General features: G+C 72.7%; 14 protein-coding genes. 5 read left to right on the top strand and 9 right to left on the bottom strand.

The window, feature by feature from the left end:
* Window positions 1-3: 3 nt before the first annotated feature.
* The gene (locus ACFWPT_RS25055; protein ID WP_380380820.1) at window positions 4-1,218 is read right to left on the bottom strand and encodes an acetate kinase; all 1,215 of its coding nucleotides are present in this window, start codon (window positions 1,216-1,218) and stop codon (window positions 4-6) included.
* A gap of 73 nt (window positions 1,219-1,291) precedes the next feature.
* Window positions 1,292-3,445, bottom strand: coding sequence for a phosphate acetyltransferase (gene pta / locus ACFWPT_RS25050; protein WP_380484388.1), 2,154 nt, complete (start codon window positions 3,443-3,445; stop codon window positions 1,292-1,294).
* A 178-nt stretch (window positions 3,446-3,623) separates the two neighbouring features.
* Between pta and ACFWPT_RS25045 the strand changes: the two genes are divergently transcribed.
* Window positions 3,624-3,905: a type II toxin-antitoxin system Phd/YefM family antitoxin gene (locus tag ACFWPT_RS25045; RefSeq protein ID WP_380380824.1), complete on the top strand. Its 282-nt coding sequence runs from the start codon at window positions 3,624-3,626 to the stop codon at window positions 3,903-3,905.
* Entirely contained in the window at window positions 3,902-4,306 is a 405-nt protein-coding gene (locus ACFWPT_RS25040; RefSeq protein WP_380484386.1) for a type II toxin-antitoxin system VapC family toxin, read from the top strand. Before ACFWPT_RS25045 ends, ACFWPT_RS25040 begins: the two co-directional genes overlap by 4 nt.
* 120 nt (window positions 4,307-4,426) lie before the next feature.
* Here the strand turns inward: ACFWPT_RS25040 and glgB are convergent, their stop codons facing one another.
* From glgB to ACFWPT_RS25020, 4 genes are all read right to left on the bottom strand, one after another.
* Complete coding sequence (gene glgB / locus ACFWPT_RS25035) at window positions 4,427-6,793, bottom strand: 1,4-alpha-glucan branching enzyme (protein ID WP_380484384.1); 2,367 nt, start codon at window positions 6,791-6,793, stop codon at window positions 4,427-4,429.
* A 113-nt stretch (window positions 6,794-6,906) separates the two neighbouring features.
* Window positions 6,907-8,397 carry a phosphotransferase gene (locus ACFWPT_RS25030; RefSeq protein ID WP_380484382.1) on the bottom strand — a complete coding sequence of 497 codons (1,491 nt, stop codon included), beginning with the start codon at window positions 8,395-8,397 and terminating at the stop codon, window positions 6,907-6,909.
* 241 nt (window positions 8,398-8,638) lie between these two features.
* The gene (gene treS, locus ACFWPT_RS25025) at window positions 8,639-10,363 is read right to left on the bottom strand and encodes a maltose alpha-D-glucosyltransferase (RefSeq protein ID WP_063347760.1); all 1,725 of its coding nucleotides are present in this window, start codon (window positions 10,361-10,363) and stop codon (window positions 8,639-8,641) included.
* On the bottom strand, window positions 10,360-12,315 hold the full coding sequence (locus ACFWPT_RS25020; RefSeq protein ID WP_063351131.1) for an alpha-1,4-glucan--maltose-1-phosphate maltosyltransferase: 1,956 nt from the start codon (window positions 12,313-12,315) through the stop codon (window positions 10,360-10,362). The genes treS and ACFWPT_RS25020 overlap by 4 nt, the downstream gene beginning before the upstream one ends.
* A 1,008-nt stretch (window positions 12,316-13,323) precedes the next feature.
* On the opposite strand from ACFWPT_RS25020, the gene glgP reads away from it, so the two are divergent.
* Window positions 13,324-16,005, top strand: a complete 2,682-nt coding sequence (gene glgP, locus ACFWPT_RS25015; protein ID WP_380484380.1) for an alpha-glucan family phosphorylase — start codon at window positions 13,324-13,326, stop codon at window positions 16,003-16,005.
* A gap of 25 nt (window positions 16,006-16,030) precedes the next feature.
* Here glgP and ACFWPT_RS25010 read toward each other — a convergent pair whose 3' ends face one another.
* The 3 genes from ACFWPT_RS25010 to glgX all read right to left on the bottom strand — a co-directional run bounded on the left by ACFWPT_RS25010 (window position 16,031) and on the right by glgX (window position 22,080).
* Window positions 16,031-17,887 (bottom strand): ABC transporter ATP-binding protein, encoded by a 1,857-nt coding sequence (locus ACFWPT_RS25010; RefSeq protein WP_380379093.1) that lies wholly within the window; start codon window positions 17,885-17,887, stop codon window positions 16,031-16,033.
* Entirely contained in the window at window positions 17,884-19,704 is a 1,821-nt protein-coding gene (locus ACFWPT_RS25005; protein WP_380484378.1) for an ABC transporter ATP-binding protein, read from the bottom strand. Before ACFWPT_RS25005 ends, ACFWPT_RS25010 begins: the two co-directional genes overlap by 4 nt.
* Before the next feature lie 168 nt (window positions 19,705-19,872).
* Window positions 19,873-22,080, bottom strand: a complete 2,208-nt coding sequence (glgX, locus tag ACFWPT_RS25000; protein WP_380484375.1) for a glycogen debranching protein GlgX — start codon at window positions 22,078-22,080, stop codon at window positions 19,873-19,875.
* Window positions 22,081-22,393: 313 nt separating this feature from the next.
* Here glgX and ACFWPT_RS24995 point away from each other — a divergent pair, with 313 nt between their 5' ends.
* Window positions 22,394-23,704 carry an Ig-like domain-containing protein gene (locus ACFWPT_RS24995; RefSeq protein WP_380379090.1) on the top strand — a complete coding sequence of 437 codons (1,311 nt, stop codon included), beginning with the start codon at window positions 22,394-22,396 and terminating at the stop codon, window positions 23,702-23,704.
* 174 nt (window positions 23,705-23,878) lie between these two features.
* Window positions 23,879-25,153, top strand: coding sequence for an Ig-like domain-containing protein (locus tag ACFWPT_RS24990; RefSeq protein WP_380484373.1), 1,275 nt, complete (start codon window positions 23,879-23,881; stop codon window positions 25,151-25,153).
* Window positions 25,154-25,196 lie beyond the last annotated feature (43 nt).

Below are 25,196 nucleotides of genomic sequence, written 5' to 3'. Positions count from 1 at the left end.
CGGTCAGTCCCCGGACGGCCGGTGGACCAGGGCGAAGGCCTGTCGGGCGATCTCCAGTTCCTCGTCGGTGGGCACCACGGCGACCGCCACCCGGGCGTACGCGGGCGAGATGATCCGGGCCTCGCCGGAGCGCACCGAGTTCAGCTCGGGGTCGACCGCGATGCCCAGTTCGTCCAGCCCGGCGGTGGCCGCCGCGCGCACCGGCGCCGCGTTCTCCCCGACGCCCGCGGTGAACGCGATCGCGTCCACCCGGCCGAGCACGGCGTAGTAGCCGCCGATGTACTTGCGCAGCCGGTGGATGTACGCGTCGAAGGCGAGCTTCGCGTCGGCGTCCCCGGCCTCGGCCCGGCGCATGATCTCGCGCATGTCGTTGTCGCCGCACAGGCCGCGCAGACCGCTGCGGCGGTTGAGCAGGTCGTCGATCTCGTCGATCGACAGCCCGCCCACCCGGTGCAGGTGGAACACCACACCGGCGTCGATGTCGCCCGAACGGGTGCCCATGACCAGGCCCTCCAGCGGGGTCAGGCCCATCGAGGTGTCCAGGCAGCGACCGCCGGCGACCGCCGAGGCGGAGGCGCCGTTGCCCAGGTGCAGCACGATCACGTTCACCTCGGCCGGGTCCTTGCCGAGCAGCCGGGCGGTGGCCCGAGAGACGTACTGGTGCGAGGTGCCGTGGAAGCCGTAGCGGCGCACCCGGTGCTCGTCGGCCACGGCCTTGTCGATCGCGTACCGGGCCGAGAACTCCGGCATCGAGGCGTGGAAGGCGGTGTCGAAGACGGCCACCTGGGGGAGGTCCGGGCGCAGCGCGCGGGCCACCTCGATGCCGGTGATGTTGGCCGGGTTGTGCAGCGGCGCGACCGGGATCAGCCGGCGGATCTCCTTGAGCACGTCGTCGGTGACCACGGTCGGCTCGGTGAACCGCTTGCCGCCGTGCACCACCCGGTGGCCGATCGCGGCCAGCTCGGGGGAGTCCAGTCCGAGGCCGTCGGCGGCCAGCTCCTCGGCGACGGCCTTCAGGGCGGCGGAGTGGTCCGGGAAGAGCTGCGGCAGCTCGCGCGGCCCGCCCGCGTGCGGGGTGTGCACCAGCCGCCCGCCGGGCTCGCCGATCCGCTCCACCAGGCCGGAGGCCAGCCGGGCACCGTCCAGCATGTCGATCAGCTGGTACTTCACCGACGAGGAGCCGGCGTTCAGCACGAGAACGCGCGTTCCATCGCTCATGCGGCCACCTCGCTGCGCTCGGCGGTCGCTTCGCGAAACGCGCACCTCTTGATGATTCGCTCGCTGCGCCCACTCATGCCTTCGGCTCCTTCTCGTCCTGGGCCTGGATGGCGGTGATCGCGACGGTGTTGACGATGTCCTGGACCAGCGCGCCGCGCGAGAGGTCGTTGACGGGCTTGCGCAGGCCCTGGAGGACGGGGCCGACCGCCACCGCGCCCGCCGAGCGCTGGACCGCCTTGTAGGTGTTGTTGCCGGTGTTGAGGTCCGGGAAGATCAGCACGGTCGCCCGGCCCGCCACCGCGGAGCCCGGCAGCTTGGTGGCCGCGACGTGGGCGTCCACCGCCGCGTCGTACTGGATCGGGCCCTCGACCAGGATGTCCGGCCGCAGCTCGCGGACCAGCTCGGTGGCCTTGCGGACCTTGTCGACGTCCGCGCCGGAGCCGGAGGTGCCGGTCGAGTACGAGAGCATCGCGACCCGCGGCTCCACCCCGAACTGGGCGGCGGTGGCGGCGGACTGGATCGCGATGTCGGCCAGCTGCTGGGCGTCCGGGTCGGGGTTGACCGCGCAGTCGCCGTACACCAGCACCTTGTCGGCCAGGCACATGAAGAAGACGCTCGACACGATGGCCGCGCCCGGCGAGGTCTTGATCACCTCGAAGGCGGGCCGGATGGTCGCGGCGGTGGAGTGCACCGCGCCGGAGACCATGCCGTCCGCGATGCCCTCCTGGACCATCAGGGTGCCGAAGTACGAGACGTCGGTGACCACGTCCAGCGCCAGCTCGACGGTCATCCCCTTGTGGGCGCGCAGCCGGGCGTACAGCTCGGCGAACTGGCGGCGCAGCGGGCTGGTGGTCGGGTCGACGATCCGGACCTGGGCGCGGTCGCCGCCCGGCTGTTCCTGCGGGAGGTCGATGCCGAGGCCCGCGGCCTTGCGGCGCACCGCGTCGGCCTCGCCGAGCAGGGTGAGGTCGCAGATGTTGCGGCGCAGCAGGATCTCGGCCGCGCGCAGCACCCGCTCCTCGGTGCCCTCCGGCAGGACGACGTGCCGCCGGCTCGCCCGGGCCCGCTCCAGCAGCTCGTGCTCGAACATCATCGGGGTGACGCGTTCGGACCGGCCGACCTCGATCAGGTTGGTCAACTCGGCCGTGTCGACGTGCAGTTCGAACAGTCCGAGGGCGATCTCGGCCTTCCGCGGACTGGCCGCGGTGAGCTTGCCCTCCAGGTGGGTGAGGGTCGCGGCGGTCGGCCAGCTGCCCTCCGGGACGACCGCGACCGGGGTGCCGGGGGCGAGCCGGGCGGCCAGCGCCATCACGTTCGGGCCGGGGTGCTGGCCGAGCGTCAGCAGCACGCCGGCGATCGGCGGGGCGCCGGCGGCGTGCGCGGCCAGCGAGCCGATCACCAGGTCGGCGCGGTCCCCGGGGGTGACGACCAGGGCGCCCTCGGTCAGGGCGTCCAGGAAGGTGGGCAGCATGGCGCCGCCGAAGACGAAGCCGCGGACGTCCCGGGCCAGGCCGGCGGCGTCCCCGAGCAGGACCTCGGCGCCGGTCGTCTCGACCAGCTGGGCGACGGTCGGCGCGGCCAGCGCCGGCTCCTCCGGGATGACGTAGGCGGGGATCGGCAGCTTCTCGGTGAGCTTGCGCTGGATCCGCTGCTTGGCGCCCGGGGAGACCCGGTTGGCGATCATCGCCAGGGTCTCGCAGCCCAGGTCGGTGAACGCCCGGTGGGCGTTGCGGACCTCGGCGATGACGGCCTCCGGGTCCTCGGCGTGCCCGCCGACCACCGGCAGCACGGCGGCGCCGAACTCGTTGGCCAGCCGGGCGTTGAAGGCCAGTTCGTCCGGGATGTTGGTGTCGGCGAAGTCGGTGCCGAGCACCAGCACCGCCTGGCAGCGCCGCTCCAGCGCGCGGAAGCGGTCGACCAGGGTGGAGACCAGCTCGTCCTGCCCGCGGGCGGCCTGCAGCGCGGCGGCCTCCTCGTAGCTGAGCCCGTACAGCTCGGAACTCGGCAGGTCGATCCGGTACCGGCCGCGCAGCAGCTCCACCACGTGGTCCGAGCCCGGCTCGCCCCCGGCCTGGCGGCCGGCAGGCGCCCCCGCGTGCGCGTGCACCAGCGGCCGGAACACCCCGACCCGGTCCACCTGGCGGGTGAGCAGTTCCATGACCCCGAGTTCGACCGCCTGCCGGCCGTCCCCCCGGTCGATACCGGTCACGTACACGCTGCGCGCCACGTGGGTGTCTCCGTCCCGTCGTCTCGGAATATGGCCATATCGACCATACCTTCGCACCACGAACGGGCGTCCGCGAGCAGAGCGGCCCGGCGGGGGCAAGGGCTGAACGTCCTGGGCTCGGGGTTTGCGCCGCGGCCCGCCCTTGATGTACCTACATGATGTAGTTACATTGGAAGGCATGGAGACCATGGGACTGCGTGAGCTCAACCAGAACCCGTCCAAGGCGGTCGCGCGGGTCCGGGCCGGCGCGACGATCGTCGTCACCGACCGCGGGCGGCCCGTGCTGAGACTGGTGCCGGAGGAACCCCCGGCGACGACCCTCGAACGCATGATCGCGGCCGGCGAGGTCACCCCGCCCGCCGAGGAGGGCATGCCCGAGCTGGCCCTCGACCTGCTGCCGGACATCAGCAGCCTCTCGGACCTGCTGGTGGAAGACCGCGAACGGGAGCGGAACCGTTGATCTACCTCGACTCCTGTGCGCTGCTGAAGTGCATCAAGCCGGAGCCGGAGACGGCCGCACTGCGGGCGTGGCGGCAGGCGCTGCCCGCCGGGACCGAGCTGATCACCAGCGCGCTGGCCCGGCTGGAGATCACCCGCACCCTGCTCCGCGCGGGCCTGGCCCACCAGCAGGTCCCCTACTACGTGGACCAGGCGCTCCGGGGCAGCCACCAGGTCGACCTCAGCAGCGCGGTGCTCGCCCGGGCGCTCTCCTACCGCACTCCGCGCCTCGGCTCGCTGGACGCGTTGCACCTGGCCAGCGCGGACCCGTTCCGCACGGAGCTGACCGAGTTCATCACCTACGACCGCGAGCTGGGCAGGGCCGCGGAGGACCTCGGCTTCCCGGTGTCGGCACCGAGCTGAGGGCCTGCCCGGCCGGGCAGGCCCTCAGACGCTCAGGCCCTCAGACGCTCAGGCCCTCAGACGCTCAGGCCCTCAGACGCTCAGGCCCTCAGGCCCTCAGGTGCTCAGGTGCTCAGGCCCTCAGCGGGCCGGGCGGAGCCAGAGGGTGGCGAGCGGGGGGAGGACCAGTTCGGCGGAGCGGGGCTGGTCGTGCCAGGGGGTCGGTTCGGCCTTGACCGGGTGGGAGTTGCCGATGCCGCCGCCGCCGTAGGCCTCGGCGTCGGTGTTGAGCAGTTCCTCCCACAGCTGGTCGCGGCCGTCCAGGTCGGGCAGGCCGACCCGGTGGCCGTGCCTGACGACGGGGGAGAAGTTGCAGACCGCGACCAGCGGCGAGCCGTCGGCCGCGTACCGGACGAAGGAGAGCAGGTTGTCCTCGGCGGCGCCGCCGTCGAGCCAGCGGAAGCCGTCCGGGGTGGTGTCCCGTTCCCAGAGGGCGGGGGTGTCCAGGTAGTGCCGGTTGAGGTCGCGGACCAGCCGGCGGACGCCGTGGTGGTCCTGGTGGGCGGGCCACTGCTCGTCGAGCACCCACCACTGCGGGCCCTGCTCGTGGTCCCATTCCGCGCCCTGGGCGAACTCCTGTCCCATGAAGAGCAGTTGCTTGCCCGGGTGGGACCACATGAAGCCCAGGTAGGCGCGGTGGTTGGCGCGCTGCTGCCACCAGTCGCCGGGCATCTTGGAGACCAGCGCCTGCTTGCCGTGCACCACCTCGTCGTGCGAGATCGGCAGGACGTAGTTCTCCGAGTAGGCGTACACCATCGAGAAGGTGATCTCGTTGTGGTGGAACTTGCGGTGCACCGGCTCCTTGGACATGTAGACCAGCGAGTCGTGCATCCAGCCCATGTTCCACTTGAGCCCGAAGCCGAGGCCGCCGGCGTCGGTGGGGCGGGTGACGCCGTCCCAGGCGGTGGACTCCTCGGCGATGGTGACCACGCCGGGGCAGCGCCGGTAGACGGTGGCGTTCATCTCCTGCAGGAACGCGGCCGCGTCCGGGTTCTCCCGGCCGCCGTGCTGGTTGGGTGTCCAGGCGCCGCCCTCGCGGGAGTAGTCGAGGTAGAGCATCGAGGCGACGGCGTCCACCCGCAGGCCGTCGATGTGGAACTCCTCGCACCAGTAGACCGCGTTGGCGACGAGGAAGTTGCGCACCTCCGTGCGGCCGTAGTCGAACTCCAGGGTTCCCCAGTCGGGGTGCTCGGCGCGCAGCGGGTCGGCCGGCTCGTACAGCGGCTCGCCGTCGAAGCGGGCGAGCGCGAAGGCGTCCTTGGGGAAGTGGGCGGGCACCCAGTCGACGATCACGCCGATGCCGTGCCGGTGCAGGGTGTCGACCAGGTGGCGGAAGTCGTCGGGGCTGCCGAGCCGGGCGGTGGGGGCGTAGTAGCCGGACACCTGGTAGCCCCAGGAGCCGCCGAAGGGGTGCTCCATGACCGGCATGAACTCCACGTGGGTGAAGTTCAACTCCTTGAGGTAGCGCGGCAGTTCCTCGGCGATGGCGCGGTAGCTGGTGAGGTCGGGCCGCCAGGAGGCCAGGTGCAGCTCGTAGACGGACATCGGCGCCCGGTGGTGCGCGGCGCGGGCCCGGCGGGCCATCCACTCGCCGTCCTGCCAGCGGTACTCGGAGGAGGTGACCACCGAGGCGGTGGCGGGCGGGCACTGGGCGGCCCGGGCGAGCGGGTCGGCCTTGTCGAGCACCCAGCCCTGCCGGGTGTGGATCTCGTACTTGTACGCGGCGCCCTCGGCGAGGCCCGGGACGAAGAGCTCCCAGATGCCGGACGAGCCGAGCGAGCGCATCGGGTGCCCGGTGCCGTCCCAGTGGTTGAAGTCGCCGATCAGCCGGACGCCGACGGCGTTCGGCGCCCAGACCGCGAAGGCGGTGCCGACGACGCCGTCGACGGTGCGCACGTGCGAGCCGAGGGCCTGCCACAGCTGCTCGTGCCGGCCTTCGGAGATCAGGTGCAGGTCGAGTTCGCCGAGGGTGGGCGGGGTGCGGTAGCCGTCGTGCTGGGCCAGCGGCTCGCCGCCGGGGTAGGTCACCAGCAGCCGGTAGTCCACGGTGTCGGCGCCGGCCACCAGCCCGGTGAACAACCCGCCCTGCTGATGGGTGAGTTCGGCCGGGCCCTGGGTGGTCTCGACGACCACCCGCTCGGCGAACGGGCGCAGCACCCGGATCGCGGTGCCGCCGTGCACCGGGTGCGCGCCGAGCAGGGCGTGCGGGTCGTGGTGCTGCCCGCCGACCAGCCGGTCCACCTCGGACGGCGGCAGCGGCGCCTCGGGCAGGCGCAGCGAGGCGGTGGGCGGAGCCGTGACCGGTGTGGACTCCGAGGCCGGCACGGGTTTGCCGGCCGGCGCGGACTCCTCGGCCGGGACGGGCTCGGGCCGGGGCGAGTCCGGGCCGGCCAGGAAGGTGGCCGGGACGGGGCGGGTGGTGCGGCCGGGCGGGTCGAGCGGCGTCACGGCTGGGTCCTCCTGCGACGGGGGGTGGGCTAACTCCAGGGCGGCGGAACCGGGGGTGCGGGTGGGGCAGGGGATGCGGGCAGGGCAGGGGGGTGCGGGCGGGGCCGGGGCGGTCAGACGGTGAGGGCGAGCCGGTTGATCGCGGCGAGCGGGATCGGCAGCCAGCTCGGCCGGTGCCGGGCCTCGTACACGACCTCGTACACCGCCTTGTCGATCTCCAGGGCCCGCATCAGCTCCGGTGAGGCCGCCGGGTCGGCGCCGCCGCCGGCGGTGTAGCCGGCGCAGAAGGCGGTGCGGTTGCGCTGGGCCCAGGCGGCGGCGAGGTGGGCGAGTTCCGGGTCGACTGGGCCGCCGGCCAGCAGGTGGGCGGCCGCGTAGTCGAAGGAGCGGAGCATCGCGGCGACGTCGCGCAGCGCGGGCTGCGGTTCGCGGCGTTCGTTGACGGATTTGGCGGGTTCGCCCTCGAAGTCCAGCAGCACCCAGCCGTGCGGGGTGCGCATGGCCTGTCCGAGGTGCAGGTCGCCGTGGATGCGCTGGACGGGCAGGCCGTCGGGGTGGGCGTCGGCGAGTTGCTGGAAGGCGGTGCGCAGTGCGGCCCGGTAGCGCAGCAGGCCGGGGACGGCGGCGACGGCGCTGTCCAGCCGGTCGGCCATGGTGGTGGCGAGCCGGCTGGTCTGGGCGCGGTCGAGCCGGGCGACCGGCATCGAGCGGGCCAGGACCCGGTGGACTTCGGCGGTGGCCCGGCCGAGCCGGTGGGCCTCGATGGCGAAGTTGCCGGGGGAGGGGTCGCCCTTGAGTCGGCCGACCTGGTCGAGGGCGAGCTCCCAGCCGTCCTCGGCGTCCGGCAGGTAGCGCTGGAGCAGCCCGAGGGTGGCGGGTTCGGCGCGTTCCAGCCGGCTCTCGAACCAGGCGGCGACCCGGGGGATCCGGGTGGAGCCGGCCCGGGAGAGGGCGAGGGAGAGTTCGAGGTCGGGGTTGGTGCCGGGGTGGATGCGGCGGAACAGCTTGAGGATGTACGAGGTGCCGTAGATGACCGAGCTGTTGGACTGCTCGGCGGTGGAGGCGCGGCCGGGGAGGTTGGCGGGGAGCCCGGAGCCGGGGGTGCGGCGGAAGGACAGCGAGCCGAACCGGTCGCCGGTGGCGAGGTGTTCCAGCAGCCGCCCGGTGAGTTCGGGGTCGTGGACGGCGTCGTAGAGCGCCGCGCCGTCGTACGGGCCCTGGCTGAGCCGGCCGAGCACGGCGCTGGGCTCGATGTCCGCGTGCCCGTCCGAGCGGATGCCGAGCAGGAGTTGGTAGATGTCGCCGTGCGGGGCGCCGACCGTGGTGGCGTGCTCGACCCGCAGCAGCAGGTGCAGCAGGGCGGGGTCGCCGACCTGGAGCGGGGTTCCGACCATCGGGGTGAGGCCGGTGATGGGCCGTCCCTTTCCGGCGTACCACCGCTGGGTGGGGAGCCACTCGGCGATCAGCGGCAGCGCGGCCTGGACGAGTTCGCTGACCCCCAGGGCGGCTCTCCGGGCCCCGGTGCTCCGCGCGCCCGCCGGTGTGGCGGGGTCGGCGGGGGCATCCTGCTGCACATGGGCTTGAGAACGGGAGGTTTCGGACATGACTCCCTTTCCCCGGAAGCGGGCGGACTGCCCGACGGGTCTGGCCGGGTCCGTCAGTCTTCCGGATTTCGGCGGCGCGGCGGCGGCGGCACGCGAGCGGGGCTCAGGTGTCACGCCTTCGTGTGGGTGGCCGTTGGGCTGTTCTCCGTACGCGGCGGTGCAGAGAACTCCGGGGGCGCAGGGGTTCAACTCGCGCCCCCGGAGGGTCTGGTGGTGCTGTGTGGCAGGGTGTGGCGGATCGTTACTTCGAGCGCCTGGTCCCGCTCAGCCGCGGTGGCTGCCGGAGCTGGAACCAGTAGAAGCCGTGGCCGGCCAGCGTGAGCAGGTAGGGCCACTCGCCGATGGAGGGGAAGCGCACCCCGCCGATCAGCTCGACCGGGTACCGTCCGCCGTACTGCCGCAGGTCCAGCTCGGTCGGCTGCGCGAACCGCGAGAAGTTGTTCACGCACATGACCAGGTCCCCCTCGTGTTCGCGCACGAAGGCCAGCACGGCGGGGTTGCTGGAGGGCAGTTCGGTGTACGTGCCGAGGCCGAACGCCGGATTGAGCTTGCGGATCTCGATCATGCGACGCGTCCAGTGCAGCAGCGAGCTCGAACTGCTCTGCTGTGCCTCGACGTTGGTCACCTGGTAGCCGTACACCGGGTCCATGATGGGCGGCAGACTGAGCCTGCCCGGGTCGGCGGAGGAGAAACCCGCGTTGCGGTCCGGGGTCCACTGCATCGGCGTGCGCACGCCGTCCCGGTCGCCCAGCCAGATGTTGTCGCCCATGCCGATCTCGTCCCCGTAGTAGAGGACCGGCGAGCCGGGCAGCGAGAACAGCAGGGCGGTGAACAGCTCGATCTGGTTGCGGTCGTTCTCCAGCAGCGGGGCGAGCCGGCGGCGGATACCCACGTTGGCGCGCATCCGGGGGTCCTTGGCGTACTCCGCGTACATGTAGTCGCGCTCCTCGTCGGTGACCATCTCCAGGGTCAGCTCGTCGTGGTTGCGCAGGAAGATGCCCCACTGGCAGCCGCCGGGGATCTGCGGGGTCTTGCTGAGGATCTCCGACACCGGGTAGCGGGACTCCCGCCGCACGGCCATGAAGATCCGGGGCATCACCGGGAAGTGGAACGCCATGTGGCACTCGTCGCCGCCCGCGGTGAAGTCGCCGAAGTAGTCGACGACGTCCTCGGGCCACTGGTTGGCCTCGGCCAGCAGCACGGTGTCGGGGTAGTCGGCGTCGATCTCCTTGCGGACCCGCTGGAGGAACTCGTGGGTCTCCGGCAGGTTCTCGCAGTTGGTGCCCTCGCGGGCGAACAGGTACGGCACCGCGTCCAGCCGGAAGCCGTCGATGCCGAGGTCGAGCCAGAACCGCAGTCCGGCGATCATCTCCTGCTGGACGCGGGGGTTGTCGTAGTTGAGGTCCGGCTGGTGGGAGAAGAACCGGTGCCAGAAGTACTGCTTGCGGACCGGGTCGTAGGTCCAGTTGGAGGTCTCGGTGTCGACGAAGATGATCCGGGCGTCCGGGTACTGCTTGTCGTCGTCGGCCCACATGTAGAAGTCGCCGTACGGGCCGTCCGGGTCCGTCCGGGAGGCCTGGAACCACGGGTGCTGGTCGCTGGTGTGGTTCATGACGAAGTCGATGATCACGCGCATGCCGCGGGCGTGCGCGGCGTCGACGAACTCCATGAAGTCGGCGAGGTCGCCGAACTCCGGCAGCACCGACTTGTAGTCGGCCACGTCGTACCCGCCGTCGCGCAGCGGCGAGGCGAAGAACGGCGGGAGCCAGAGGCAGTCGACCCCGAGCCACTGCAGGTAGTCGAGTTTGGTGGTGAGCCCCTTCAGGTCCCCGACCCCGTCGCCGTTGCTGTCCTGGAAGGACCGCACCAGCACCTCGTAGAAGACCGCACGCTTGAACCACTCCGGGTCCAGGTTCTTCTTCGAGGTCTCCGGGAAGGTGTCGGGGACGGGCTCGTTCACAGTCACGCTGGGTTCCTCCGAACCGTGAGGAGGTGAGCCGGCTCGGCTGAGGGATCGAGCCGGACGTAGTTGTGCCGGCCCCAGGTGTAGACGGCGCCGGTGAGCTCGTCGTGCACTGCGTACGGGCCGTCGCCGTCGAGGGTGACGGTGGCCTCCTGGACGTGGTGCGGGTCGAGGTTGACCACGGTGACGACCTGGTCGGTGAGGCCCTCGGGGGTGGTCGCGGTCTTGGAGTAGGCGAGCACCTGGTCGTTGTCCGTGGGGTGGAAGCGCAGGTTGCGCAGCTGCTGGAGGGCCGGGTGGCGCCGGCGCAGCCGGTTCAGCACGGTGAGCAGCGGGGCGAGGGAGTCGGTGCGGGTCCAGTCGCGGGGGCGCAGCTCGTACTTCTCCGAGTGCAGGTACTCCTCGGAGCCGGGGTGGGCCGGCTCGTCCTCGTACAGCTCGAAGCCGGCGTAGACGCCGTAGCTGGGGGCGAGGGTGGCGGCGAGCACGGCGCGGATCGCGAACGCGGCGCGGCCGCCGTGCTGGAGGTAGTCGTGCAGGATGTCCGGGGTGTTGGCGAAGAAGTTGGGCCGCATGTAGGCGGCGGCGTCACCGGTGAGTTCGGTGAGGTACTCGGTGAGTTCCGGCTTGGTGGTGCGCCAGGTGAAGTACGTGTACGACTGGTGGAAACCGATCTTCCCCAGGGTGTGCATCATCGCGGGCCGGGTGAAGGCCTCCGCCAGGAAGACGACGTCCGGGTCGGTGCGGGCGATGTCGGCGAGCACCTTCTCCCAGAACGCCACCGGTTTGGTGTGCGGGTTGTCGACCCGGAAGATCCGAACGCCGTGGGACATCCAGAACCGGAGGATCCGGATGGTTTCCTTGACGATTCCTTCCATGTCCTGGTCGAAGTTGATCGGATAGATGTCCTGGTACTTCTTCGGCGGGTTCTCGGCGTACGCGATGGTGCCGTCCCCGCGGTGGCTGAACCATTCCGGGTGCTTGTTCACCCACGGGTGGTCGGGGGAGCACTGGAGGGCGAAGTCCAGCGCCACCTCCAGGTGCAGGGCCTCGGCCTCGGCGACGAAGTGGTCGAAGTCCTCGATCGTGCCGAGGTCGGGGTGGACGGCGTCGTGGCCGCCCTCGGGGGAGCCGATCGCCCAGGGCGAGCCGACGTCGTGCGGACCAGCCGTCAGGGCGTTGTCCGGCCCCTTGCGGAAGGCTCGTCCGATCGGGTGCACCGGCGGCAGGTAGACCACGTCGAAGCCCATCGCGGCGACGGCCGGCAGCCGCTCGGCGGCGGTGCGCAGGGTGCCCGAACGCGGCGGCTCGACGCCGCCCGGATCCACCACCGCGCCCTCCGAGCGGGGGAAGAACTCGTACCAGGAGCCGTACAGCGCGCGCTCGCGGTCCACCTGGAGCGGCAGCGGGCGGGAGGCGCTGAGCAGTTCGCGCAGCGGGTACCGGGCCAGCAGGTCCAGCACCTCGGGGGCGAGTGCGGCGGCCAGCCGGGACAGCGGCGGCAGGCCGGGGTCGCGCAGCGCGTCGGCGGCGGCCAGCACGTGCGCGCGGCCCTCCTTCTTCGGCACGCCGACCGCGGCCTGCTCCAGCAGCCGGGCGCCGTCCTCCAGGACCAGCGCGGTGTCGATCCCGGCCGGCAGCTTCACGGCGGCGGTCCGGCGCCAGGTGGCGACCGGGTCGCTCCACGCCTCGACCAGGTACGACCAGCGGCCGGACGCGGTCGGGGTGACGTGCGCGCCCCAGCGGTCGGTGCCCTCGGCCAGCTCGCGCATCGGCGTCCACGGGCCGCCGCGGCCGCGCGGGTCGCGCAGCACCACGTTGGCGTTGACGGCGTCGTGGCCCTCGCGGAACACGGTCGCGGTGACCAGGAAGGTCTCGCCGACGACGGCCTTGGCCGGGCGGCGGCCGGAGTCGACGAGGGGGCTGACGTCCAGGACGGGGATGCGGCCGATCACGGTGTCGCTCTCTGTCGTCTTGCGGGCGGCGGGCTTGCGGGCGGAGGCCTTGCGCGGCGCGGCGCCGGAGGTGCCCTCGGCGGTGGTCCCGGCGGTCCCGGCGGCGTCGGCGGTGGCCTTCGCGGTGGCGGCGGCGCGGCGCGTGGTGGTGGTGCGCCTGAGCGGTGCCGCGGTCCGGCCCTCCTCGGCCCCGGGTTGTCGGGCCGCTTCGGCCGGCTCGGTGCGGACCGCCCCGGCGGCCCGCGGCGCCGGCATCGCCGGATCCGTCCGAGTGTCAGAATCCATCCGTCCGGCGGATTCCGCGACCGCTGCGTCGTGGCTGTCGGCCACCGGTGTGGACTGGTCCCGCGTGTCGCCGTGCATGTCAAACTCCTGCCCGAGATCGGCGGCAGCTCCCGCGGGCCGGGGATGGGCCAGGGGAGTACCGGGAGGACTGCTGGGTGGGGAGGACGTGCGACCGGAAGCCTGCCCGCGCCGCCGTCCCCGGCAACCTGCCCGGCGCCCGCCGAGCCCTCGACGGGAGGCCCTGGAGCCGCGCGCGTCCCGGCGCGCGCCTCCAGGGGCACGCCCCTGGGCGACCCGGTCGACCCGTGAACGAGCAGGCCGAGTACGAGGACACGCGTCGGTGCGAGGTGAGCGCCGAATGGGCTAAGAAGAAGGGGAACGATCAACGCGAAAAGGATTCGGACGTGCTGCTTCAAGGCGGACGCCACCCGCCGCCGCACTCCCCGCAGCATCAACGACCTTGAGTCATCCTCGCACCGGGGACAAGACTTTTGCAGCGGTACGACAGTAGTTTCGGGCTTTGTCCTGAGCGGATGAGCCATCGGAAATGGACCTGTTCCGCAGTGTTCATGCATTGGTAGCGCAGGACCCCGGAAATGTGCGCCGCGCGCGCCCCCCGTGCAGACCAATGCGCCGAATGCGATCTCATCAATAGGCCGAACGGATGCCCAATAGCCCACTTGACGCACTGTCATGACGGACATCGCGGCTACGCTTCACGCCGTGAAGGCAATCCGCAGATTCACCGTCCGCACCGTCCTGCCCGAACAACTCCAGCCGCTGCACGAGCTGGCCCTCAACCTGCGCTGGTCCTGGCACCCCGAGACCAGGGACCTCTTCCGGTCCGTGGACCCGGAGGTCTGGGCCGCGACCGGCGAGGACCCGGTGCGGCTGCTCGGGGAGGTCCCGGCCGCCCGGCTCGCCGCCCTCGCCGCCGACCGGCGGTTCCTGCGCAGACTCGGCGACCTCGCCGACGACCTGCGCGAGTACCTCAGCGGCCCGCGCTGGTACCAGGCCCAGCAGGAGGCCGGCACCACCCCGCCGCCCGCCGCCATCGCCTACTTCTCCCCCGAGTACGGCATCGCCGCCGCGCTGCCGCAGTACTCCGGCGGGCTCGGCATCCTGGCCGGCGACCACCTCAAGGCCGCCAGCGACCTCGGCGTCCCGATCATCGGCGTCGGCCTGTTCTACCGGCACGGCTACTTCCGGCAGTCCCTCAACCGGGACGGCTGGCAGCAGGAGCGCTACCCGCTGCTCGACCCGGACGAACTCGCGGTCAGCCTGCTCCGGGAGGACGACGGCACCCCCGGCCGGGTCGACCTCGCCCTGCCAGGCGGCCGCACCCTGGCCGCGCACATCTGGAAGGCCCAGGTCGGACGGGTCCCGCTGCTGCTCCTCGACTCCGACATCGAGGCCAACTCGCCCGCCGAGCGCGACGTCACCGACCGGCTCTACGGCGGCGGCAGCGAGCACCGGCTGCTCCAGGAGATGCTGCTCGGCGTCGGCGGCGTCCGCGCCGTCCGCGCCTACTGCCGGCTCACCGGGCACCCCGCCCCCGAGGTGTTCCACACCAACGAGGGCCACGCGGGCTTCCTCGGCGTCGAACGGATCCGCGAGCTGGTCGCCACCGGCTCACCCGGCCCCGACAGCGTCGGCCTGGACTTCGCCGCCGCCCTGGAGTCCGTCCGGGCCGGCACCCTGTTCACCACCCATACGCCCGTCCCGGCCGGCATCGACCGCTTCGACCGCGAGCTGGTCGCCCGCCACTTCAGCGGCGACGCCGCCCTGCCGGGCGTCCCGGTCGAACCGGTGCTCGCGCTCGGCGCCGAGACCTGGCCCGGCGGGGACCCGAAGCTCTTCAACATGGCCGCCATGGGCCTGCGGCTCGCCCAGCGCGCCAACGGGGTCTCCACCCTGCACGGCGAGGTCAGCCGCTCCATGTTCAACGGGCTCTGGCCCGGCTTCGACGCCACCGAGGTGCCGATCACCTCCGTCACCAACGGCGTCCACGCCGCCACCTGGATCGACCCGGCGGTCGTGCGGCTCGGCGCCGCCGAGATCGGCGCCGACCGCGCCGAGGACGCCATGACCACCGGCGACGCCAAGCGCTGGACCGGCCTGGAGCGGATCGGCAACACCGAGATCTGGGACCTGCGCCGCAGCCTGCGCGCCCAGCTGGTCGACGAGGCCCGCCGCCGGCTGCGCGACTCCTGGCGCCAGCGCGGCGCCGGCGAGGCCGAACTCGGCTGGGTCTCCTCGGTGCTCGACCCCGACGTGCTCACCATCGGCTTCGCCCGCCGGGTGCCCTCGTACAAGCGGCTCACGCTGATGCTGCGCGACCCGGACCGGCTGCGCGCCCTGCTGCTGCACCCCGTCCGGCCGGTGCAGATCGTGGTCGCCGGCAAGGCCCACCCGGCCGACGACGGCGGCAAGCGGCTGATCCAGCAGATGGTCGCCTTCGCCGACGACCCGGCCGTCCGGCACCGGATCGTCTTCCTGCCGGACTACGACATGGCGATGGCCCGGCACCTCTACCCGGGCTGCGACGTCTGGCTGAACAACCCGCTGCGCCCGCTGGAGGCCTGCGGCACCTCCGGGATGAAGGCCGCGCTCAACGGCTGCCTCAACCTGTCCGTCCTGGACGGCTGGTGGGACGAGTGGTACGACGGCCAGAACGGCTGGGCGATCCCCACCGCCGACGAGACCGGCGGCGTGCTCGACCCGGAGAGCAGCGAGGCCGAGCGCCGCGACGACATCGAGGCCGCCGCGCTGTACGACCTGATCGAGGACCAGGTCGCCGGCCGGTTCTACGACCGGGGCACGGACGGGCTGCCGCACCGCTGGATCGCCATGGTCCGGCACACCCTCGTCACCCTCGGCCCCAAGGTGCTGGCCGGGCGGATGGTCCGCGAGTACGTCGAACGGCTGTACACCCCGGCGGCGCTGGCCCAGCGGGAGCTGGCGGCGGCGGAGCACCACGGCGCCCTGGAGCTGGCGGCCTGGAAGGCGAAGGTCCGGGAGGCCTGGCCGGCCGTCCGGGTCGAGCACGTCGAGGCGGACTGTCCGGACGAGGCGCAGGAACTGGGCAGCTCGCTGGCGCTGCGGGTGCAGGTCGCGCTCGGGGCGCTGGAGCCGGGCGACGTCGAGGTGCAGGCGGTGTCCGGCCGGGTGGACGAGACGGACGGCATCTCGGACGGCTGCGTGCTCGCCCTCAAGCCGGTCGGCGGGTCCGACCTGGACGGCCGGACCCGCTACGAGGGTTCGCTGGAGCTGGGCCGGACCGGCCCGTTCGGCTACACCGTCCGGGTGCTGCCGGCCCACCCCCGGCTGGCCTCCCCGGCGGAGCTGGGGCTGGTGGCCCTGCCCGCCGAGTCGTCGGGGATGGACGCGGGGGTGCTGCGGTGAGGCCCTGCCGCGGGGGACGGCGACCCTAGACCAGGCTGTCCCGCCAGGCCTGGTGGAGTGCGGCGAAGCGGCCGGATCCGTCGATCAGCTCCTGCGGGGAGCCGTCCTCGACGATCCGGCCCTGGTCCATCACCAGGACGCGGTCGGCGATCTCCACGGTGGAGAGCCGGTGCGCGATGATCACCGCCGTCCGGCCGGCCAGCACCGTGCGCATGGCCCGCTGGACGGCCTGCTCGCCGGGGACGTCCAGCGAGCTGGTCGCCTCGTCGAGGATCAGCACCGCCGGGTCGGCGAGCAGGGCGCGGGCGAAGGCGACCAGCTGGCGCTGCCCGGCGGAGATCCGGCCGCCGCGCTTGCGCACGTCGGTGTCGAAGCCGTCCGGGAGCGCGGCGATGAACTCGTACGCGCCGATGTCCCGGGCGGCCTGCTCGACCTCCTCGCGGCCGGCGCCGGGGCGGCCGATCGCGATGTTCTCGGCGACGGTGCCGGAGAACAGGAAGGACTCCTGGGTCACCATCACCACGCCGCGCCGCAGCTCGGGGGTGGCGAGGTCGCGCAGGTCCACGCCGTCCAGCCGGATCCGGCCGTCGGTCGGGTCGTAGAAGCGGGCCAGCAGCTTGGCGACCGTCGACTTGCCGGCGCCGGTCGCGCCGACCACCGCCACCGTCTGCCCGGCCGGGATCACCAGGTCGAACGGCGGCAGCACCTGCTTGCCGGTGCGGTAGGCGAAACGGGTCTCCTCGAAGCGGACCTCGCGCCCCTTGCCGACGGCCTGCGGCAGTTCGGCGGGCGCGGCCGGCTCGGCGACGGTCGGCTCGTGGGCGAGCAGGCCGGCGATCTTCTCCAGCGCGGCGGCGGCCGACTGGTAGCTGTTCAGGAACATCGCCAGCTGGTCGATCGGGTCGTAGAGCCGGCGCAGGTAGAGCACGAAGGCGGTGAGCACGCCCAGTTCGACCGTGCCGTCGGCGACCAGGTAGGCGCCGAGCAGCACCACGCCGGTGGTCCACAGGTTGGCGGTGACGCGGGAGAGGCCGACGTAGCGGGCGATCTCCAGCAGGCCGTCCGCCGTCGCGGTGGCGGACTGCCGGTTGACCAGGCCGAAGGCCTCGTCGTTGGCCTTCTCCCGGCGGAAGGCCTGCACCGGGCGGATGCCGTTCATGGTCTCGGTGAAACGGACGATCAGCGAGGCGGCCGAGGTGCGGGAGCGGCGGTAGACCCGGCGCGAGCGGCTGCGGAAGGAGCGGGCGATCAGCGCCAGCGGCAGGATCGACGCCAGCGAGACCAGGCCGAGCCGCCAGTCCAGCACCAGCAGCAGCACCGAGATGTAGCAGACCGACAGGAGGACGGTCAGCAGCTCCTGGAGGCCCTCGGAGAGCAGCTCGCGCAGCGCGTCCACGTCGCTGGTGGCGCGGGAGATGATCCGGCCCGAGGTGTAGCGCTCGTGGAAGTCCAGGCTCAGCCGCTGGGCGTGCCGGAAGATCCGGCCGCGCAGCTCCAGCAGGATGTCCTGGTTGACCCGGGCGCTGATCTTGATGAACGCCCACTGCAGCAGCAGGCTGAGCAGCGCACAGCCCAGGTAGGCGCAGACCACCGCGATCAGCGGGCCGCTGTCGCTCTCGCGCAGTGCCGGGATGCCGCGGTCCATCGCGATGGCGACCAGCAGCGGGCCGGACTGCAGGGCCGCCTGCTGGACGAGGATCACCAGCATCGCGACGCCGATCCGGGCCCGGTGCGGGCCGAGCAGCGAGCGCAGCAGCGCCCGGGGGGCGCCGGGCGGGACGGGGATGTCCTCCTCGTCGGCCGGGGGCGGCGGCAGCTGTTCCTCGGCCGGTTCGGCGGTCTCCCGTTCGGCGGGGCCGGCGGGTGAGATGGTGGTGGTCATCGGGTGGTGCCCCCCTCGGAGACCAGTGCGGCCTCGGGCATCGGGGCGGACTCGCCCGACATCAGTTCGCGGTAGTGCGCGCAGTCGCGCAGCAGGTCCTGGTGGGTGCCGACGGCCTCGATCCGGCCGTCGGAGAGCACCGCGACCCGGTCGGCGAGCAGCACGGTGCTCGGGCGGTGGGCGACCACCAGGGCGGTGGTGGCACCGAGGACCTGGCGCAGCGCCCGTTCGACCAGGGCCTCGGTGTGCACGTCGAGGGCGGAGAGCGGGTCGTCCAGCACCAGGAAGGCCGGGTCGCCGACCACCGCACGGGCCAGGGCGAGGCGCTGGCGCTGGCCGCCGGACAGGCTCAGGCCCTGCTCGCCGACCTCGGTGTCCACGCCGTCCGGGAGCTTCTCCACGAAGGAGGCCTGGGCGGTGGCCAGGGCGGCGCGCAGCTGCCGGTCGTCCGCGCCCGGGGCGCCCATCAGGACGTTCTCCCGGACGGTGGCGGAGAACAGGGTGGGCTCCTCGAAGGCGACCGCGACCAGCTCGCGCAGCCGTTCCCGGGGGAGGTCGCGGATGTCCCGGCCGTCCAGGGTGATGGTGCCGGCCGTGGCCTCGTACAGGCGGGGGAGCAGTGCGGTGAGCGTGGTCTTGCCGCTGCCGGTGGCGCCGACCAGGGCCATCGTCTCGCCGCTGCGGATGTGCAGGTCGATGCCGGCCAGCAGGTCGGGGGTGTCGTCGGGGGCGTCGGGGTAGCGGAAGCGGACGCCGGTGAAGCGGATGCCGTCGGGGGTGGCGCCCAGGCCGTCGGCGGTGCCCGGGTCGGCGGTCTCGGGCTCGTCCAGCACCTCGAAGAAGCGGTCGGCGGCGGTGGCGGCCTCGTTGGCGTAGGCGAGCAGCCAGCCCAGGGACTCGACCGGCCAGCGCAGCGCCAGCGCGGTGGAGAGGAAGGCGACCAGGGTGCCGGCGCTCAGCTCGTCGTGGGCGACCAGGTAGGCGCCGGCGGCGAGGGCGCAGCCGAGGGCGATCTCGGGCAGGCCGACGATGACCGCCCAGAGGTTGGCGAGCAGCCCGGCCTTGCGCAGTTCGGTGCGGCGCAGGTCGTGGGCCTGGGCGCGGAAGCGCTCGGCCATCGAGCGGTGGCGGCCGAAGGCCTTGAGGATGCGGATGCCGAGGACGGACTCCTCGATGACGGTGGCGAGGTCGCCGTTCTGGTCCTGGGCGCGGCGGGAGGCGCCGGAGTAGCCCGCCTCGAACCGCCGGGTGAGCACGAACAGCGGGACGGCGGGCAGCAGGATGATCAGGGCGAGCCGCCAGTCCTGGGTGAACATCACCGCCGTGCCGGCGAGGAACATCACCGAGTTGACGACCAGGAAGACCAGCGGGAAGGCCAGAAACAGCCGCATGGTGTACATGTCGGCGGTGGCCCGGGAGAGCAGCTGGCCGGATCCCCAGCGCTCGTGGAAGGAGATCGGCAGCCGCTGGAGCTTGGCGAAGAGGTCGCCGCGCATGGCCGTCTCCAGCCCGGCCAGCGGGCGGGCCAGGACCACCCGGCGGGTGTAGAACAGCGCGGCCTCGACCAGTCCGAGGACCAGCAGCAGGCCGATCAGCGGCCAGAGCCCGCTCAGGTCGTGTTCGGCGAGCGGGCCGTCGACGATCCGGCCGAGGACCAGCGGGACGCCGAGGACGCTCAGCATGGCGACCAGGGCGGCGGCCACCGAGGTGGCCAACCGGCGGCGGACGGCTCGGGCGTAGGGCCACAGGCGCAGGAGGGAGCGGACCGTGGAGCGGTGCCCGGTCGCGGTGTCGTCGTCTTGTCGGTTCTCGGCCATCGTCGTGAGGGTAGGACGAGGTCGCGTCATTTCTCATCAGGTTTTTCACCCCTGACAGAACGCTTCGGCGAGAACCGGCCACCTGTACGGGTGGGGCGCGGGTGAAAAGCGGGGCGCGTGGGGCCGGCCGCAGGGGCCGGAGTGCGCCGCACGTGCGGCCGACACCGCTCAGGTCGTGGCGGCGGGCGCGCGCAGCAGCCGCAGCGAGCGCCCGGCCAGCAGCGTCGCGCCCTGCGGACAGGGCTCGCCGCCGCCCTCGACGGCGGTGTCGACCACCGTCTCGTACGCCTCCTCCGGTGCGGCCCAGGGCTCGCCGGGGAGGGTGAACAGCACCGGTTCGTGGCCGGCGTTGAGCAGCAGCAGGAAGCTGTCGTCCAGCGTCGGCCGCCCGGCCTCGTCCCGTTCGGACATCGCGGTGCCGGACAGCAGCATGCCCAGGCAGGCGGTCGGGGCGAACCAGTCGGCCTCGGTCATCTCCTTGCCCAGCGGCGTGAACCAGGCGAGGTCCGGCTGGCCGCCCGGGGCGGCGGCCCGGCCGGAGAAGAACGCCCGCTGCCGCAGCACCGGGTGGGCCCGGCGCAGCCGGATCAGCCGGGCGGTCAGCTCGCACAGCCCGCGCCAGCGGGGATCCGCCAGGAGCGACCAGTCCAGCCAGCCGAGTTCGTTGTCCTGGCAGTAGGCGTTGTTGTTGCCGCCCTGGGTGCGGCCCAGCTCGTCCCCGGCGGTGAGCATCGGGACGCCGGTGGAGAGCAGCAGCGTGGCCAGCAGGTTGCGCAGTTGGCGCAGCCGCAGGGCGTTGACCTCCGGGTCGGTGGTCTCGCCCTCGACGCCGTGGTTCCAGGACCGGTTGTCGTCGGTGCCGTCCCGGTTGGCCTCGCCGTTGGCCTCGTTGTGCTTGCGGTCGTAGCTGACCAGGTCGCGCAGCGTGAAACCGTCGTGCGCGGTCACGTAGTTGACGGAGGCGTACGGGCGGCGGCCGCCGCGCTGGTAGAGGTCGGAGGAGCCGGACAGCCGGTAGCCCAGCTCGCGCACGTCCGGGCGGGCGCCGCGCCAGAAGTCCCGCACGGTGTCCCGGTACTTGTCGTTCCACTCGGCCCACAGCGGCGGGAAGCCGCCGACCTGGTAGCCGCCCGGGCCGACGTCCCAGGGCTCGGCGATCAGCTTCACCCGGCTGAGCAGCGGATCCTGGGAGACGGCGGCGAGGAAGGGGTGGTCCATGTCCACCCCGTCGGTGCCGCGGGCGAGGGCGGCGGCGAGGTCGAAGCGGAAGCCGTCCACGCCCATCTCGGTGACCCAGTACCGCAGCGAGTCGGTGACCAGCCGGACCACCTGCGGGCGGCGGGTGTCCAGGGTGTTGCCGCAGCCGGTGAAGTCGGCGTAACCGCGCGGGCGGTGCGGGGCCGGGCGGTAGTAGGCGGTGTTGTCGATGCCGCGCAGCGAGAGCATCGGGCCGAGTTCGGCGCCCTCCGCGGTGTGGTTGAACACCACGTCGAGGATCACCTCGATCCCGGCGGCGTGCAGGGCGCGGACCATCCGCTTGAACTCGCCGACCTGGCCGCCGCGCGAGCCGGCCGCCGAGTAGCCGGCGTGCGGGGCGAAGTAGCCGATCGTGTTGTAGCCCCAGTAGTTGACCAGGCCTCGTGACTGGAGGTGGTCCTCGCTGGCGTACTGGTGCACCGGCAGCAGTTCGACGGCGGTCACGCCGAGGCGGGTCAGGTGGGCGACGGCGGCCGGGTGGGCCAGGCCCGCGTAGGTGCCGCGGAGCTCCGGCGGGATGTCGGGGTGGCGCATGGTGAAGCCGCGCACGTGCAGTTCGTAGAGCACCGTCTCGGCCCACGGGGTCTTCGGGCGGTGGTCGTCGTACCAGTCGTCGTCATCGTGGACGACCACGGATCTGGGCACGTAGCGGGCCGAGTCGCGGTTGTCCCGGACGGTGTCGGCGACGTCCGCCTCCGGCCAGTTGCGGACGGCGGCGCAGACCGCGTCGTGGCTGGTGTAACAGCCGTCCACGGCACGGGCGTACGGGTCGAGCAGCAGCTTCGCCGGGTTCCAGCGGGCGCCGGTCCACGGGTCCCACCGGCCGTGCACGCGGAAGCCGTACCGGGTGCCGGGGCGGACGCCGGGCAGGAAGCCGTGCCAGGTCTGGAAGTCCTGCTCGGTGAGGCGGTGCCGGCCCTCCCGGCCGTCCTCGTCGAACAGGCAGAGGTCGACCGCCTCGGCGCCGGCCGCCCAGAGCGCGAAGTTGGTGCCCTGGCGGCCCTGTTGGTCGGTCCGGAAGCGGGCGCCGAGCGGCTGCCAGCTGCCGGGCCACGGTGGCTCGGCGGTGTCCCCGCCGGGCGGCCGCACTCCGGCTTCCAGCTCCTGCCCTGACACCATGGCCGCACCCTCCCTGGACGGGGTGTCCCGGACCCCGTGCACTTCCTCTTTCCCGGATTGCGCAGATCGGAAGCGGCTGAACGGGGGCTTACCGGCGGATGGCGGCCGATGGATGGGGGGATTTCGCGCGGCTGCGCGTGTCCCCGCCGCGATTGCCCTCGTTGTTCCCGGTATCGGGCGTTCCCGCTACCGGACGTTCCTGGCACCGGGAGTTCCTGACATCGGGAGTTCCCGGCGTCGGGCGTCCCCGGTAGCGGAGGCTCCCGGTACCGGATCTTCCCGGTACCGGACGTGGACAGTGGGAGGCCCCGGAATGCGGCGCCGAGGACGGGTGTGGGCGCGGCGGGCGGCGGCGGTGGCCTGGGGCCTCGCCGTCCTGACGGGGTGCGGCGGCCCCCCGGCGGCCCCCGCGCAGGACGCCGCCGGGCCCGGGGCGCACACCCCGCCCCCGCCGCCGTCCCGGGCGGTCGTCACGGCGCTGCCCGCCGACGGCGCCCAGGACGTGCTGCCGGAGGGCCCGGTCCGGGTGACGGCGGCGCAGGGCCGGCTGGTCACCGTCCGGCTGGCCGACGCCAAGGGCACCGAGGTCCCCGGCACGATCGCCCCGGACGGCGCCGCCTGGACACCCGACGGCCCGCTGCCGCTGGGCACCGCGTACACCCTGGACGCCGTCGCCGAGGACGACCAGGGCCAACGGGCGGCCCAGCACTCGGCGTTCTCCACGATGGCCCGGGCGCACACCTTCGTCGCCTTCTTCACCCCGGAGGACGGCTCCACCGTCGGCGTCGGCATGCCGGTGTCGCTGCGCTTCAGCCGGCCGATCACCGACCGGGCGGCGGTGGAGAAGGCCGTCCAGGTGAGCGCCGACCCGCCCGTCCCGGTGGCCGCGCACTGGTTCGGCAACCAGCGGCTGGACGTCCGCCCGCAGCAGTACTGGGCGGCCGGCACCAAGGTGACGGTGGCGCTGCGGCTGAAGGACGTGCAGGGCGCGCCGGGCGAGTTCGGCACCCAGGCCAAGGACCTGCACTTCACCGTCGGCCGGGCCCAGGTCTCCACCGTCGACCTGGACGCGCACACCCTGACCGTCCGGGCCGGGCAGGGCGGCAAGGTGGTGCGGGTGCTCAAGGTGTCCGGCGGCAGCCGTGACCACTCCACCTACCGGGGCGTCATGGTGGTGTCGGAGAAGTACAAGGTGACCCGGATGAACTCGCAGACCGTCGGGATGGGCGACGAGTACGACATCAAGGACGTGCCGCACGCGATGCGGCTGACCAACTCCGGCACCTTCGTGCACGGCAACTACTGGGCGGACCCCGGGGTGTTCGGCGCGGCCAACACCAGCCACGGCTGCATCGGCCTGGCCGACGCCAAGGGCGGTGCGAGCAAGGACTCCCCGGCGGGCTGGCTGTTCGAGCACACCATCCCGGGGGACGTGCTGGAGGTGAAGGCCTCCGCGGGGGACTTCGTGCCGCCGCAGAACGGCCTCAACGGCTGGAACGTGCCGTGGGAGCAGTGGGTGGCGGGCAGCGCCCTCGGGCCGGTTGCCGGGCCGTCGGCCGGTCCCGCCGGTGGGCCGACCGCCGGTCCCGCCGTCGGTCCCTCCGCAAGCCCCGTCGCGCAGTAGTCGATCTTCACCGCCGATTCACCCCCGATCCACCCACCTCCCCCCGGGAGCCGCTCGGACGGCCCGGCTATCCTGCTCCGGCGCGCCCTGGTCCGGCGCGAAAGATCGGCGCCCGGTGCAACTCATGGGGGCACTCAACGCGTCAAGAGAGTGGATACCGGGAGGGGAGAAACCGTGAAGACGGGGAAGACGGCCGACGCCGCGATACGTACCACCAGCCGTTACGGGCGCAGGGGTGCGATGGCGTTGGTCATGGGCGGGGTGCTGCTGCTCACCGCAGCCTGCGGCGACGACAAGGGCGGAACGGGCGGCGGGGGTGACAACGCGGCGCCCGCGGCGACGGCGGGTGCGGGCGGGACGGCGGCCCCGGCGGGCGCGTCGGCCGAGCCGAAGACCTCCGCCGCGGTGCTGGCCGTCGAGCCGAAGGACGGCGCCCAGGACGTCGCACCGAGCAACGCGTTGCAGGTGTCCGTCTCGAACGGCAAGCTCACCACGGTCGAGGTGACCGACAAGAACGGCAAGCCGGTCGACGGGGCGATCACCCCGGACGGCATCGGCTGGAAGCCCGCCGCCGCGCTCACCGTCGGCATGGCGTACAAGGTGAACGCGCAGGCCAAGGACGCCGACGGCCTGGTGGCCGCGTCCACCACGACGTTCACCACGCTGACGCCGGACAAGAAGGTCTCCACCAACGACAACATCAGCGACGGCGCCACCTACGGCGTCGGCATGATCGTCTCGGTGAACTTCAGCAAGACCGTCAAGAACAAGGACGCCGTCCTCAAGGGCATCACCTTCGAGACGAACAACGGCACCGAGGTGAAGGGCCACTGGTTCGGCGACAACCGGCTGGACTTCCGCCCGGCCGAGTACTGGAAGCCGGACACCAAGGTCACCATCAAGTACCGGCTGAAGAGCGTCGAGGTCGCCCCGGGCATCTACGGCGACGTGGACAAGGACGAGCCGTTCACCATCGGCCGCTCCCAGATCGCCACCGCCGACGCCAAGGCGCACCAGATGACGATCGAGCGGGGCGGCAAGAGCACCACCGTGCCGGTCACCATGGGCGCGGAGGCGACGCCGTCCTGGAGCGGGATCATGGTGATCATGTCCAAGGAGAAGGTCACCCGGATGAACTCGCAGACCGTCGGCCTCGGCGGCGAGTACGACATCCAGGACGTGCCGCACGCGATGCGGCTGACCACCTCCGGCACCTTCGTGCACGGCAACTACTGGTCCAACGCGACCAACCCGTTCGGCAGGACCAACGCCAGCCACGGCTGCGTCGCGATGGTGGACGAGAAGGGCGGCAGCGACACCTCCGTCGCGGGCAAGTTCTTCAACGACTCGATGGTCGGCGACGTGGTCAAGGTCGTGAACAGCAAGGAGAAGACCGTCGCGCCCTCCAACGGGCTGGGCGGCTGGAACGTCGCCTGGGCGAACTGGTAGATCCTGCCCGCTGATTGACCGGATAGTCCCGGTTCGTCGGCGC

The sequence above is a fragment of the Kitasatospora sp. NPDC058478 genome (assembly GCF_042720345.1).
In the GTDB taxonomy this organism is placed as follows: Bacteria; Actinomycetota; Actinomycetes; order Streptomycetales; family Streptomycetaceae; genus Kitasatospora.
The sequence above is the reverse complement of the archived record's forward strand: the minus strand, read 5'-3'. Positions and strand labels throughout refer to the sequence as shown.

Excerpts from the sequence above, each read along its gene's own strand:
- ACFWPT_RS25055 (WP_380380820.1), bottom strand. The coding sequence starts at position 1,218 with ATGAGCGATGGAACGCGCGTTCTCGTGCTGAACGCCGGCTCCTCGTCG.
- ACFWPT_RS25045 (WP_380380824.1), top strand. The coding sequence starts at position 3,624 with ATGGAGACCATGGGACTGCGTGAGCTCAACCAGAACCCGTCCAAGGCG.
- ACFWPT_RS25030 (WP_380484382.1), bottom strand. The coding sequence starts at position 8,397 with ATGTCCGAAACCTCCCGTTCTCAAGCCCATGTGCAGCAGGATGCCCCC.
- ACFWPT_RS25010 (WP_380379093.1), bottom strand. The coding sequence starts at position 17,887 with ATGACCACCACCATCTCACCCGCCGGCCCCGCCGAACGGGAGACCGCC.
- ACFWPT_RS25005 (WP_380484378.1), bottom strand. The coding sequence starts at position 19,704 with ATGGCCGAGAACCGACAAGACGACGACACCGCGACCGGGCACCGCTCC.
- glgX (WP_380484375.1), bottom strand. The coding sequence starts at position 22,080 with ATGGTGTCAGGGCAGGAGCTGGAAGCCGGAGTGCGGCCGCCCGGCGGG.
- ACFWPT_RS24995 (WP_380379090.1), top strand. The coding sequence starts at position 22,394 with ATGCGGCGCCGAGGACGGGTGTGGGCGCGGCGGGCGGCGGCGGTGGCC.